We start from the raw sequence: 15099 nt of genomic DNA on the forward strand, positions 1-15099 counted from the left end.
CGCCCGATCAAACCGGCGTTTCCAGCACGGCAACTCAGCTTGCTGCAAAGTTCCAGTTAGGTTGGAACATTGGTAACACATTGGAGGCAATAGGCGGCGAAACAAATTGGGGCAACCCTACAATAACCCAGGCGCTTATTGACCAGGTTAAAAGAAGTGGTTTCACCGCGGTGCGTATCCCTTGCAGCTGGGACCAGTATGCTAATCAAACCACGGCCCAAATTCAGCAAACATGGCTTGACAGGGTTAAGCAGGTTGTTCAGTACTGCGTTAACGACGGTTTGTACGTAATATTAAATGTTCATTGGGATGGCGGATGGCTGGAGAACAATTGCACTACCAGCGCGCAGGCAGCAGTTAATGCCAAACAAAAGGCTTTTTGGGAGCAGATTGCTACTCAAATGCGTGGCTTTGACGAGCATGTGATTTTTGCAAGCGCCAATGAACCCGCTGTATCAGATGCTACAGGGATGGGGGTGCTGCTTTCATATCATCAAACATTTGTTAATGCGGTAAGATCAACCGGTGGGCACAACAGTTACCGGGTGCTGCTTATCCAGGGCCCATCTACAAATATCGACAACTCAAATACATTAATGAATACCCTTCCCACCGATCCGGCTTCCAATCGCCTGATGGTTGAAGTACACTATTACACTCCCTTTAATTTTGCCGGTTTAACCTCCGATGTAAGCTGGGGCACTATGGCCTATTATTGGGGCAATGGATATCTTTCTACAACCGATGCTTCACGAAATGCYACCTCGGGCGACGAGTCGGATGCTACCACAGAGTTTCCAAAGATGAAGACAAAGTTCATTGATAAGGGTATCCCCGTATTATTGGGAGAATATGGCGCTATCCGCAGGTTCCAAACRCTTTCGGGGGAYGCATTAACTTTGCACCAGGCCGGCAGGGCGTATTATATTAATTACATTACCCACCAGGCGTTGAAATATGGCTTGCTYCCATTTTATTTTGATGATGGATCGCAGGGAAATAATGCATTCMGACTTATTARCAGGCAAACYAACGSAGTTGCCGACCAGCAAGGTTTAGCCGCGGYGGYACARGGCCTGCAAAACGGYACATCGTCAACCATCCAGGTTGGGCAAGTTTACCAGATTTATAACAGGAACAGCTTTAAAGCCCTGGAAATTGCTGGCTGGGGTACCACAAATCAAACGCCGGCCGGCCAATGGGAATATTTAGCCGGCGCAAACCAACAATTTAAAATTGAAGATGCCGGGGGCGGTTACTACCGGTTAACCCCTATGCATGCCACCGGAAAATGTTTGGAAATGTATGGCTTTGGCACCGGTAATGGCGGGCAGGTAGATTTATGGGATTACAACGGCGGTCCAAACCAAAAATGGTCAATTCAGATAACCGACAACGGGTATTATAAAATTACCAATGCAAACAGCGGAAAAGTTTTGGACGTTGCAGCATCTTCGCTCAATAACGGCGGTGCACTTGACCAATGGACCTACTCCGGAGGCCGTAATCAGCAATGGGGATTTGTGAAAATATAAGGTAGTATAAATCAATTAAGTTATACCAACTGCCAAAAATCTCTAATGCCTCCGTTTTAAATGAGGTGTTAGAGATTTTTTGTTAGGTATTGAGGGTTGGAATGGATTCCTGCTGGTCAGATACCGGGGCTTTCATAAAATCCTCCTTGATCTGTCGTATTTTTATCGAAAAACCTGCCATGAGGGCATAAAAAAGCCTTTTTAGAAAACTGGTGGATGGCAGTGCAAAACCCGAACCATTTTGAGGAAGAATTGATTGAAACAGGCAGTTTTTCAAAATTTTTACAGCTCAAGAATAATTTATTAGCTAAACCAGAAATTAAGGTGTTTGCGTTATAACTCGCTAAGACCTTAATGCGAATGTAAAGAAAACCCATGCATCTATCGCATTAGCCGTCATTAGATAAACCAATTCATTCGGATGGCGATAGTGGTTTGCATCACCATCTGCAAGCTAAGCAGCCGGATCATTGGTATTTCTCATTACCTGATCGTAAATTCCGCATCCACTAACTTTATCCCCAGTAACGCCAGCATTTGAATCCCATAACGCCTGCCTAACTTACAGTAACCCGCTGCATCGAAATGCAATTTATCTAAGGATGCTGAGCAGCCGGTGGAAGAAATAACATAAGAATTGGGGATAAGCTCCGGTAAACGGGCAATAATCTTATTCATGGAAGCGCAGGCGCCACCTTGGTCGGCATTTACCAGTTCCCCGGCCAGCAAGGGCACTTTCTTTGGTTTGAGCTGCAGATCCTTCATCAGGTTATCGTATATCACCTTTATCTTACGTGTCCATAGCGTATCATTAGTGTTGGATTCCCCTTGATGCAGCAGTATGCCTTTTATCACGCCCTGCTTTTGTGCCAGCCTGGCCAGCTCCACCAACCGGGCATACGGGTTACCGTTGTACTCCGCAACTATTCCTTTCATCCAGTCCGGAGCTGTCGCTACATAGGATTGGTAATTGTCCTTATCGAATATCTCTATCTTTGAACCGGCTACTGAAACATTGATGATACCTACTTTTATTTTTTCAGGCAGATTGGCAACCAGTGTCCGGCCAAAGTAATCAGCCGGGTTTATGCCTGTTTTACAGCGGCACAAGGGTGGTTGCGCGGTGTACCAGCTGTCTTTACTCCGGCCAAGTTCAACACAGTCAACGGCCTGCAATACGCGAAAGCGGGGGTCAATCCCGACTGTATCCTGCGCTTCATATCGCGCGTTACCTTCCATATTAGATTGCCCAAAACATAAAAAGATATAAAACTTGGAGTCCTGTGCAAAACTGCTTTGTACCGCCAGCAAAACCAGGATAATTAATGATATTTTTTTCATTGCTATAAAATGTTTCAGGCAGCAGCCTATACCTGCTCCCTATCCATCATTAAAAAACTTGGGTAATTAATTTAAGAATTGTATACTTCTAACCACCAGCCCCCTCGCCGCCTTAACCGGAAATTTGATAAAAACATCGTGCTGACCGGTAAGCCCTTTTAGCCCGCTGCGGTAGTGCCTCCAGCCGAATTTGCTATTGACGGGTATTTTAGCAATCAACTTTCCGTGCTGCAAATCGTCAAGCCAAATTTCCAATTGCACGTTCACCTTAGCATTAGCCAATACGCTAACAGCTGACGGCGACCGGTTACCGAGTTCGACACCCGAAAGCATGAACCAGCCGCCATAATCCGACGTATTGGTTACCCCTTTACCAGATGCGTCGTTCACAGTAATTATGCCATAGTAATTGCTGTACCCCACGGCTGGCAACGCCGATGTACCATCCTTACAAATAAAACAATTAAAATCGGCTGGCTGGCCTTCCGCAAACAACCCTACGCTTGTCCCTACCCATGAATTATAATTGGGTTGCGTTTTGTCCATGTCGGCAGCATTTACAGGCGCACCCAACGACGTCCAGATTTTTCCATCACCGCTGCACCAGGCACGCAGTAAATGCTGATTCCTTTCCAGTTTAAGCCACACCCTATTTCCAAAGCTATTCGGAATGCTGCGCCTGGCGGTGTCTAACTCGAAAGTTATCTTTTTACCCTGATCATAACCCGTGAATAATTTGGCAACCACTTTCTCGCTACCGTTGGTCAGGTAAATTCCGGCCTGGCTTGTTGCTGTTGTGGCATTAAGATCCACCTGAGTTACTGCTGTATAATAATGGTCGGTTTCCTTTTGCACCACGTGTGTACGGCAGGTATCAGGCTTCAACCGGAGCCAGCCATTGCGCTCATTGAGCGAATAACGGGTGCTGGCTTTCCGGGTTAAGAAATGCCAGTTAAGATCGAGCGTGCCGCTGTCAAAATAATCGGTTTTAACACTCCGCCAGGGAATGCCCGCTTGCGGAAGGTTAGGTTTGATAATTGGCTTCGTGGAAGGCGCCATCCCCCACGGCCGGTCGCCTTCCCAGGTTACCGGATACAAGGCCGTTTGCCGGCCTAATCCAGACCAATCATCTCCCTCATATTTTTCATAACTCTGCCCTATTGTCCACCAGGTGCCATCGGCTAATCGGAAAGGAGCCGAAATATGATTTGGCCGGCGAAACCCGACTTTAGGATCCGTAACCGGCTTGAAGAAATCGCCCAGCCGCTCCCACTTTGTCGAATCGGCGGTCAAAGCAGTTCCCCTCAATACATACTGGCCGCCAGAAACATCCCCGGCAGGAAAATAGTAGTAAAAGCCATTGCGCTTGCACATTACCGGCCCTTCTGCCCAACTATATTGCAGATTAGCGTTAACCCAATCCATATTGATCACAGTGCCGGTTAACTGGCCATCACGGCCTAATTCCTGCAGGCGGTTCACCCTCTGCCCGTTCTTGATCACCATGTAGGGCTTCCCGTCGTCATCAACAAAAATAGAATTATCATACCCCAGGTTGCCGGTCACCGCATTTGATTTCACTTGTACTGGCTCTGTCCAAGGACCTGCAGGCGAACTCGCCTTACTAAACCATTGACCGTTTGCAGAAAAGTAGATCCAGTAAGAGCCATAAAAATAAGTTATGGCACCCTGCCAGATACCCGCCGAGGGGCGATCGGTTACCCAGGCCGCTTTAGCAGGCGATAAAACCCGGCTGATCACCTGCCAGTGCACCAGATCCTTAGAATGGCAGATGGGCATATAGGGATTGAAATGAAAAGTAGAACCGCAATGATAAAAGTCATCCCCAACCTTCAATAAGGTAGGGTCCGGGTGGTCGCCGGGCAAGACGGGATTAACGTAGGTTCTTACAGTTTGATAAAAGGAGGACGAATCGGCAACCGACTTTGGCTGTGAGCGGGCCGCTGATGTACAAAATAACAGCAATGCAAGGCATTGCAGCAGACGGTAGAAATTATTGATCATATGGTTAGTTAAAAATCCAGTTCTTATTAATTGCGCCGCGATGTTGTTACTTCGCCAACTAACGGGCATCAGCCAACGGATGAGCCTTGTTGAAAAGCGTCCGTCATTTTTTAAAGTTTGCCGGTTTCTGTTTACAATTGCGGTTGGCTAATGTAGGATAAAGGGCCTCTCCTCCCCTGTCGCTGATGTTTAAATTACTACCACAAATGTTTAACGTCCGCGCTTTTGAAGTTAAATATTGATGGTAACGGACGAAATACCGCTCCGCGAATAAAAGCGGCCTTTTATTATCAGGGGGGTGGAGATCGTTATTAGTTTAATAACGAATAACGTAAAAACATCATTGGTATATTACAATCGATTGCACACAACATTTTCGATACATACCTAAATTCGCCGAAATCAAATTATTATCTAGCCGAACACGGAAAATTGAATATTTGAGCCCTATATTTGTTTAGGAACAGCCAATTATCCTTATTATTAAATATAAAAAACAGCACCAACCAGCAATCGATTGCAAAATCATCAGACAGGGGGGCTAAATTAAACGAACCTATGTGGAAACGGATTAAAAGTTACTTTTTTGCGTTGTTATTTACCGTTACAGTTCCGTTCAGCGCGGCTGCTCAGGATGCCATTAAATTCACCACTATTACCGTTCAGGAAGGCCTGTCATCTAATACCGTCAATGCAATAATCAAAGATAGAAACGGGCTGATGTGGTTTGCAACAACCAACGGCCTGGGCAAATTTGACGGAAGTGCTTTTACCACCTACCGGCACGAACCTGCCAATCAGTACAGCCTGCCCTCCAATGAAGTACTTACGCTGTTTGAAGACCGCCAGGGAAGGATATGGATAGGCACCAGCGGTGGGGGGCTTTGTTATTATGATCAAAAATATGATCGTTTCGAAAACTACAAGGGGGATGGCAGCTGGAAAGAGTTGTCGGGTATTTCCGCACGTGCGATATTAGAAGATCACAAGGGCCAGCTTTGGGTTGGAACCTATGGCGACCTCCGGAAGTTCGACCTGAAAACGGGCAAGGTTGGGGGCCCTGCGATACCTAAGCCGATGCTAAGTGATATGGGAACGTTTGTGATTCTTTGTTTGTATGAAGACAGGGAGCACCGGATATGGGCAGGCACCAACAGCGGCCTCTTCCTTTACGAGCCCGCAAAGGGTAAATTTCACAAATTTGAGCATCAGGCCAATGTCCCATCCAGCCTTAGCGATAATGCTGTTAAAGCAATTATGGAAGACAAGCAGGGGAATTTATGGTTTGCAACCCTGGATGGTTTGAGTAAATGGCTGGGAAATGGCCGGTTCATGATTTATCGCCACGATCCCCGCCGAAGCCGGTCTCTCAGCAATAATGCCGTGTGTACGTTGGCGTTGGATGGCGAAGGGAAGCTATGGGTGGGTACCGAAGATGGAGTCAATATACTGAACCCGGCCACCGCTACTTTTCAGCAAGTTGGTCCAAATCCCAGGGATATCTTTAGTCTCAAAAGCAGGTATATCCGTAGCTTTTTTTATGACCCCAAAGGCATTTTTTGGGTGGGGACTTTAGGAGGTGGTGTTAGCAAGTACAATCAGCAACTTTCGCTCTTTGATCTTAAGCGCAGCGACGCTTTCGATCCTGCCGGGTTGAAATCGCCTTTTGTTACCGCATTTGCAGCTTACCGAAACGACAAAATCTTCATCGGTACAGACGGCGGCGGGCTCCAATTATTTGATAAAGTCAGCGGTCTCTTTAAAACTTATCCAATCAGCAGCAAATTAGACAGGTCGCAGGAGTTGACAATAGCTGCACTTCATTTAGATATTAGCGGGCAATTGTGGGCCGGCACGCATCATCACGGTTTATTCCGGATCGATCCGGTTTCCGGGACATTTAAACAATTTATATCTGACGGCAGTGCGCGCGGCCCAGGTTACAATAGCATCACCACCTTTACTGAAGACCGAAAAGGGAGGTTATGGATGGGCACCATCGGTCGCGGAATTAGCATATATGATCCTAAAACGCAGCTTTTTACAAACTTCGACAAATATTCGGCTGCCAGCTTTCGTCGGGTATTGCCCTTAAACGGTTATATCAATGCGCTGGCCATACAGCCTGATGGTGATATCTGGATTGCTTCGTCAGGAACCGGTGTTGCCGTCTGTCACGCCGGTAACGGCAGTATTACGCATTACAACAAAGCCAACAGCGGCTTGGCAGACGATGTGGTTATTGATTTGCTGGTAGCCAGGGACGGAACACTGTGGGCGGGGACCAACGAGGGTATCAGTTGCTTTGACCCGAAAACCAAGCGCTTTAATTCTTATACGGAACACGATGGACTCGGAAATAATTTCGTTAAGAATATCCAGGAGGATGATCATGGATTACTTTGGCTGAGTACCGACCGCGGGATAAGTGCTTTTGACCGAAAGAAAAAAACCTTCAGAAACTTCACAAGCGAAAATGGCGTACAGTCAAGCTCATTCCTCAACGGGTCGGGCTTAAAAACCTCCGATGGCGATCTTTTCTTCGGTGGGCAGGACGGATTTAATTATTTCAACCCTGCAAAACTCCCACCTCCGCAGGTACCAGGCCCGGTCCTGTTCAACGAATTAAAGATCGGCAATGTTCCTGTAACGCCGGATTCGGATGCGCCAATAACGGAACAGATCACTACTGCCAGCGAGATACGGTTACGTTATGGACAAAATTTCTCAATCGGCTACGTTGCTACCGACTATACCTCGCCCAAACAAGATTTGTACGCTTACCGGCTGCTTGGATTTGAAAAGGAATGGAATTACGTGCGTAAAGCCAGGGTTGCTAATTACACCAACCTTGACCCGGGCACCTATGTGTTCCAGGTAATGGCTACCAAAAATGAACGGGACTGGAGTAATACTATATCGGAAATAAAAGTGACGGTGCAGCCACCATTCTGGCGGACAATTTATGCTTATGTGGCTTATGTGATTTTAGGAGGCTCTGTCTTATTGCTTATCCGGCGGCGGGGAATCCAAAAACTGCAGCGCCAATTTCAAATTACCCAGGAAAAATTAAAGGCCGAACAATTAATTGAGCAGGAGCGCCTGCAGGCCGAACGGTTACATCAACTGGATCAGTCGAAAATTAAATTTTTGACGGACTTAAGCCATGAATTCAGAACGCCGATTTCACTGATATTGGCACCTGTTGAAAAGCTGCTCGAACGCTCTTTTAAAGAGGATGATGCGACTCACCTAAAAATGGTATCCAGAAATGTTAAAAGGCTGTTAAACCTGGTTAACCAGTTACTGGATTTCCGAAAAATGGAGGAACACGAATTGAAATTGAACCTGATGCCCGGCGACATTATTCAATTTATATTGGAAGCCACCGAATCTTTTGTGGATGTTGCCGACAGAAAACAGATTACCTTCCATGTAACAACCAAGCAGCAGCACTGGCAAACCCTTTTTGATCATGACAAGCTTGAAAAAGTGATTTTTAATTTATTATCTAATGCCTTCAAGTTCACCCCCCGCGGTGGATCGGTAGATTTATATCTGGACATAAGCGAATCAAACAGAGCGTCTCCTGCTTTAGAGATACGTGTAGTGGATTCAGGTGTAGGCATAGCCGAAAATGAACTGGATAAAATATTTGAACGTTTTTATCAAGCTGACCAAAACGGAAAGATCTTAAACCAGGGCACCGGCATCGGCCTGGCGATTGCCAAGGAGTTTGTAGAACTCCATCAGGGTCATATTTGCGCATCGGGCAAACCTACCGGCGGCTCTGTTTTTTTTATCACTTTACCGGTGGTGCAATTGCCGGAACCGGCCAGTCAAAACGAACCTGAAATTTTGCCGGTTGCCAGCGTAGAAATGGATTTAATACCAAATTCATCCCATATTGATGAGGGTTCGAACACAAGCGAGTTGCCAACTGTACTGCTGGTAGAGGATAACGATGAATTCCGTTTTTATCTGGCCGAACACTTAAAACAACATTATCGCATTGTGGAAGCGGTGAACGGCAGGGAGGGCTGGCAAAAAGCCTTGGGCACGCACCCTCAGCTGGTGGTGAGTGATATCAGCATGCCGGAGATGAACGGTATTGAACTATGTAAAAAATTAAAAGATGACAAACGGACTTCGCATATTCCGGTCATCCTGCTTACGGCAATGACCGGTGAGGAAGATCAGTTAAAGGGCCTGCAAACCGGTGCGAGTGATTATCTGTCCAAGCCCTTTAATTTCCAGATTCTGCAGACAAAAATAAGTAACCTGCTACTTTTGAACAAAAAATTAAAAGCCACCTATTCCAAACAAATTCAGCTCACGGGCACCGAGATCGCCTGCGAGTCTGCCGATGTTAAATTACTGAACGCCATTATGAAATGGGTGGAAGACCAGCTCAGCGATTCCGAACTATCGGTAGAGGAGTTAAGCCGTCATGTGGGGATGAGCCGGGGATCATTATATTACAAGTTACTGGAAATTACCGGACTGAGCCCTGTAGAATACATCAGGACCATCAGGCTGGATAAAGCCAGAGCACTGCTGGAAGCCAGTGATTTTAACGTGGCGCAAATTGCTTACATGACAGGTTTTGGAACGCCCAGCTACTTTTCTAAGAATTTCAAGAAAAAATATGGCTTATCGCCTTCGGAGTTTTTAACCGGGCGCAGGGCTAAGCGTTCAAAAAGCCTCCTGACAGAAATCGCGGACTAAATTTAAGCATTCGAATGGCGGTGTATAGAGATTAGCGCCATAGTTTCAATCGCATTGAGAACTATTGCGCAGGAACCGTTACCTTCTTCCGTAATATACTAATGTAAGAAGAGGCTATTTCGTCGAAATAGCCTCTCCTGTTAAGTATCAATCCGGCAAATTAGTTATAACCTGGATTTTGATATGCAGCCTTATCCGCATCGCTCATAACCAATGCATCAATTTGCCCCTGCGGGATAGGGCGCAGATAAAGATGAGCATCAATAGAGCGGGTGACTTTAACCGGAGTGTGATCTCCGAAAGTTGTTCCCGCTATCGTATATGAAGCGGCAAGTTCTGCCCATTTTTGAGTCCGTACCAGGTCAAACCAACGTCCGCCTTCAGCATAGAATTCCCGGGAACGTTCTGCTAAAACGTAATTGATATCAATGCTGGCCGGCGTTGCGTCAGTCATCGCCTGGCTATCGTCTTCAACCTTCGCCACGTTTCCGTTGTTGTTGAAACGCCATTTCCCTGCCCGCGCACGCAGTACGTTAATGAGCTCTCTGGCTGACTTTCCTGACTTAACAGTGGCGCCCTTTACTGCTGCTTCAGCTGCTATCAGGTATAGTTCAGAAAACTTAGCAATCGGGTAAGGACGCGTGCTGCCCGCGTTGGGCTGGCCTAACCCTGTGCCATTGTCTGTGCGGTACGGCCCCAGTTTCCATAGCCCCGGGTAAATTATCCTGCTTATATCACTAAGGTTGATAACCCAATCTGATCTTCCCGGCAGCAGGCCGGCCCCAACATTCCCATTCGATTTAGCATACGTAACGTTTGAATCGTCACTATCAAGAAAAGTTAGGATAGCACCACCCTGCGCAACAGGTAAACCGTTTGCATTGGTTAACGTTTGAGCAGTATTACCTCCCTTTTGCCAGTTACCGCGGTACACGGTAGTGAAGGTTCCATCATATCGGGAATCATTTACTTTATCAGCAAAAGTATTTTTAAACACTTCAACAGTAGGCGCCATACGTACCCAGGGGCGGCCCAAATGTTGCTCTGCTTCACGCAGAACAGAATTTACCCCGCCACTGATAATGTTTGGATAGTTCCAGGTCATCATCCAGCCGGCAAAGTTGTCCGGGGCGCCACCGCTGCCATAAGTTAAACTTGAGCCGTTATATTTCTCGCTGCTTTGCGTATGGTCGGCATATAGCACCATTTCGCTGTTCCGGTCGTTTGATCCAACATTTACATCATAGAAAGTTGGTTGTAGTTTAAAGGCCCCGGGGTTATCGATAGCGGTAGTTGCGATATCATAAGCGTTTTGAAAATACCATGCAGCATCATGCTTGTCGGGGTCTGTCCGATTGCTTGCGGGATAGGTTGGAATACCGTTAGGATTTTGAAGCCACCACGCATAAGTTAAATATGCTTTCGACAAGAAAAGCCGGGCCGTTGTTTTGGTCAATCCGCCGGTTACCCGGCCGGTTTCCGGCAGATCATTGATGGCTTGCAACAAGTCGGGGAATATCGCCTTAGTATATACGTCAGGCACCGTATTACGTACAGATGTTCTCGACGGAGATATATTAAATTTCAAAATACCTGAACCCAGATCCAGTGGTACGCCACCGTAGGATTGCACCAACAAAAAATAATCAAAGGCCCTAAAAAACCGGGCCTCGGCAATCAGTGCGTTAGAAATACCTACCGTGCTGGCGTTTTCGATTACCCCGCTTGCAGTATTAATATCAGTGAAGGATTCACCCCATATAATACTGGTTGGATAACTGGTTGATGATATGACACCTACGCCGGAACAATCCATATCCTTAAAGTTCCCGTCCGCGCTCTGGCCCCAGGTAGCTTCATCGGTACCGGTAACGCCGGAATTGTAATAATAGGCCTGGCCGTAAATGTTACGTAAGTGGGCATACATAGCTGTCAATCCCCCGTTTACACCCTGCTCCGTTTTAAAATATTCTGGTGTGAATGAAGAACGAGGTTGTTCATTAAGCACCTTTTTGCATCCTGTTGATAAGATGACCAACAACAGCGTGGATTTTATGATGCTTTTTATCTTCAAAGTTTTCATGTTAATAGTGTTAAAATGTCAAATTCAATCCAAGCACATAATTTCTGGTCGAAGGCGCGTTACTACCGACAGTAAGGAAGCGCCTTTGTGCGTAAGAGAGTGGCACCGCAGCGTTCTCGTTACCGTACGAATTGGGCTCAGGATCCATCCCCGATTCTTTGTGGTAGGGCGAGAAAAATACAAAAGGATTTTGCACGGTGAAATACGTACGCAATCTCATATTGGCATGCCCGGATAGCAGTTTGCTGAAATCATACCCAAGCGTCATCGTACGTATTTTCACATATGATGCGTCAAAGTAACCCAGTGTACTGCCATATTTTGGATTGTCGCCACTAAGGATACCACCTGGTTTCGGATATTTTGCGGCCGTATTTTCCGGTGTCCAGTAATCAACCTGAACGTTATTGTTACGGCCGGTCATCAGGTTTAGATAACCTCCTGAACCATAAAGGCTGCTGATGACGATCCCGCCGTCTTTAAAAGCCCCAACTACGCTGAAATCAAAGCCTTTGTAAGCCACACGCGTGTTAAAGCCACCTTCAAATTTAGGGTCCACGTCTATAATCTGGCGATCGGCAGCGCCTATAGCCCGTGTTGGCTGACCGTTGGCATCATAAGTACCGGTATATAGTACCTTGATCATACCTACATTACCACCTGGTTCCAGGGTACTCAGATAAGGATCTCCGGCCTGCCACAATCCTGTTTTCTTATAATCGTAAATGGAGTTGATATTGTGGCCAACAAACCATGCGTTTCCTTCATCCCTGGTTTGACCTGATGCGAGCGCCATAAGTTTATTCCGGTTTCTATATACGTTGACGCCGATATCCCAGGTAAATCCGTTTTGGTTAATGATTGTGCCATTCAAACTCAATTCAATACCCTTATTTTGCGTACGCCCAACATTAGCAGTATAGCTGCCAACACCGGCAGTAGGCGGCAAGCCAACACTCAGCAATATGTCGTTAGTGTTGGTAACGTAATACTCCACTGTACCTGACAAACGATGTTTAAAAAGAGAGAAATCCAATCCGTAGTTCCAGGTTTTTGAATATTCCCAGCCTAACGTCGGGCTGGGCAGTTGGGTTACATAATAACCTGTGGCATAATTTGTATTCCCAAAGTTATACTGACGGGTGCCCAGGGTACCAAGTGTCTGGTACGCGTTTACCGCCTGATTTGAAGTTTGCCCAAAACCTACACGCAGTTTCAAATTGTCTATAACCGAAATATTTTTCATGAAAGACTCATTCATCATATTCCAACCAGCTGAAACAGCTGGATAGGTATGCCATTTGTGACCCGGGGCCAAACGCGAAGAGGCGTCTGAACGAACCGTGGCCGATAACAGGAAGCGGTCGTCATAAGAATACATCACACGCCCCATGTAAGACATCAGGCCGCTTTGGCTGTAGTTGCCATTGCCAATGGTGATTTCGCCTGTAGCTGCACCCAGGTTATAAAACTGGAAAGCGTCTGCAGGAATGTCTTTGGCCGACATAGTAGAGTAATTGTATCTGGTTTGCTCTGTAGAATACAAGGCTACCGCGTTTATATTATGTTTTTTAGCAAACGTATGGTCATAAGTCAATAAATTTTCAACCGCCCAATGATATTGTGCGGAGTTGCTGACGCCGGCGGTTGACGATGTTGTCGGGGTAGAGCTTCCGATGCCCACTCCGGTGTAATTTCCGTTGTTGCTTTGCACATAATCCAGCCCCAGGTTAACCCGGTATTTCAGGCCTTCCACCCATGGAATTTTTACTTCTCCATAAACAGAGTTGTAAGTAGCATAGTTCCTGGTTTCATTGAGCCATTTGTCATGGATATTATTGATGACATCTTTGGTCAAAACGAAGCTTTCGCTCAATGGCGTTTTTACCGTTCTTTTTAAACTGCCATCGGCATTGTAAGGATTAGCAAGCGGAGAAAGCCCTAAAACGCTGCCGACACTAACCTGGTTTCCTTCGGATATATTATAGTTATTATTGGTAGTGAAACCTACTTTGAAATACCTGCCGACATTCTGGTCAACTGAGCCTCTCATAGAGTAGCGGGTATATTGCTGCGTAGGAATAAGACCCTGGTTCTTATAATAGCCTCCCCCGAAATTATAAGTTCCTGTCTGGCTTCCCCCGGAAACACCAACGTCATTGCTGAAAACCATTCCTTTTCTGTAGAATAATTTTTGCCAATCGGTATTGACATTATCAGCTTCATCAACCGCATTGGTATATAACCCGGCCGTTTTACGGAAGGTTGAGAATTGAGGCCCCGTCATCATGGGATATCTGGCGAAAAGAGTTTGCTCGCCGTAATACGCGTTATAGGTTATTTTGGCGGCTCCTCCCATCTGCCCTCTGTTTGTAGTTACAATGATAACGCCATTGGCGCCCCTGGAACCGTAAATTGCCGTAGCCGAAGCATCTTTAAGTATATCTACGCTTTTAACATCACTCGGATTGATATCGCCGATAGATCCGGTAAATGGAATTCCATCAAGGACGATCAAAGGATCGTTGCTGGCAGTCAGTGATCGTTGACCACGAATCAGGATTTGCATTGTAGCCCCAGGCTTGGTAGACGTTTGTGACACCTCTACACCCGGTAATCTGCCCTGTATGGCCTGGCTAATGTTAGGTGCGGGAATATCGCGTATCTTCTCGCCACTGATGGAGGCAACTGAACCGGTAACTGCTTCCCTCCGCTGGTTGCCATAACCTATAACTACCACGTCGTTCAGGCTGTTATTGCTTTGAGTAAGATGGATGGAAAGATGAGATTGGTCGTTAATTTGAATTTCCTGGTCGGCATAGCCAATAAAAGTGACAATGAGGATTTTCTCAGTTGGGGGTACTGTTATAACGAAATTGCCGGCCGCATCTGTAACCGATGTTGCTTTGCCCACTTTTGCCCTTATAGTGGCGCCCGGTAAGGGCTGGCCTTTTTCATCAATCACTGTTCCGCTTATTTTTTTGCCCTGTCCGAATGCTGTAAGGCCGGAAAGCAAAATCAGAATCAGCAACAGGAGTGGCTTTTTTTTGAAATGTTGTAATGATTTTTTCATAATTCAGGTTAAAAAGGTTTGTATTTTTTCTTGTATGGTTTGGTTAGTCCTGGTTAGCACTTGCCCCGAATCTTGTCTGGGCCTCTTATCACATTTTTCATTTTTATTATTTATCAAAGGTTAAAACATTGATTTTGACCTGGCCGATACAATCGATTGCGAAACCAGAGGTGACATTAGCGGGGCCTGCCCAGCCGATATCAAAAATTCAAAATGCTTTTTTGGTTTATATAATTGTCTATGGCGACAAGAGTGTTGTCATAGCTGCTGCCGAAGTTCAGCGCTTTCGTTTTTTTCAAGTATCACAAATCGTC

The 15099-nt window shown here is 46.1% G+C and carries 6 protein-coding genes; 2 read left to right on the forward strand and 4 right to left on the reverse strand.

All coding sequences use genetic code 11. The features are described from left to right. Window positions 1-1535, forward strand: a 1535-nt coding sequence (locus AC1DXF_RS03260) for a cellulase family glycosylhydrolase (RefSeq protein ID WP_477446077.1), incomplete at its 5' end; no start/stop codon positions are given. 483 nt (window positions 1536-2018) lie between these two features. On the opposite strand, the gene AC1DXF_RS03265 is transcribed toward AC1DXF_RS03260, so the two are convergent. Further along, on the reverse strand, window positions 2019-2876 hold the full coding sequence (locus AC1DXF_RS03265; protein ID WP_477446079.1) for a sialate O-acetylesterase: 858 nt from the start codon (window positions 2874-2876) through the stop codon (window positions 2019-2021). 66 nt (window positions 2877-2942) lie between these two features. Further along, window positions 2943-4901 (reverse strand): family 43 glycosylhydrolase, encoded by a 1959-nt coding sequence (locus AC1DXF_RS03270; protein ID WP_477446081.1) that lies wholly within the window; start codon window positions 4899-4901, stop codon window positions 2943-2945. Between the two features lie 558 nt (window positions 4902-5459). Here AC1DXF_RS03270 and AC1DXF_RS03275 point away from each other — a divergent pair. After that, the gene (locus AC1DXF_RS03275; protein WP_477446083.1) at window positions 5460-9629 is read left to right on the forward strand and encodes a hybrid sensor histidine kinase/response regulator transcription factor; all 4170 of its coding nucleotides are present in this window, start codon (window positions 5460-5462) and stop codon (window positions 9627-9629) included. Window positions 9630-9789: 160 nt separating this feature from the next. Here the strand turns inward: AC1DXF_RS03275 and AC1DXF_RS03280 are convergent, their stop codons facing one another. Both AC1DXF_RS03280 and AC1DXF_RS03285 read right to left on the reverse strand, forming a co-directional pair. After that, entirely contained in the window at window positions 9790-11712 is a 1923-nt protein-coding gene (locus AC1DXF_RS03280; protein WP_477446086.1) for a RagB/SusD family nutrient uptake outer membrane protein, read from the reverse strand. 10 nt (window positions 11713-11722) lie between these two features. Further along, on the reverse strand, window positions 11723-14785 hold the full coding sequence (locus AC1DXF_RS03285; RefSeq protein WP_477446088.1) for a SusC/RagA family TonB-linked outer membrane protein: 3063 nt from the start codon (window positions 14783-14785) through the stop codon (window positions 11723-11725). Window positions 14786-15099 lie beyond the last annotated feature (314 nt).

The sequence above is a fragment of the Mucilaginibacter sp. P2_A5 genome, from assembly GCF_056404995.1.

Bases quoted from the DNA above. Each gene is read 5' to 3' on its own strand.
- AC1DXF_RS03265 (WP_477446079.1), bottom strand. From the start codon at position 2,876: ATGAAAAAAATATCATTAATTATCCTGGTTTTGCTGGCGGTACAAAGC.
- AC1DXF_RS03270 (WP_477446081.1), bottom strand. From the start codon at position 4,901: ATGATCAATAATTTCTACCGTCTGCTGCAATGCCTTGCATTGCTGTTA.
- AC1DXF_RS03275 (WP_477446083.1), top strand. From the start codon at position 5,460: ATGTGGAAACGGATTAAAAGTTACTTTTTTGCGTTGTTATTTACCGTT.
- AC1DXF_RS03280 (WP_477446086.1), bottom strand. From the start codon at position 11,712: ATGAAAACTTTGAAGATAAAAAGCATCATAAAATCCACGCTGTTGTTG.
- AC1DXF_RS03285 (WP_477446088.1), bottom strand. From the start codon at position 14,785: ATGAAAAAATCATTACAACATTTCAAAAAAAAGCCACTCCTGTTGCTG.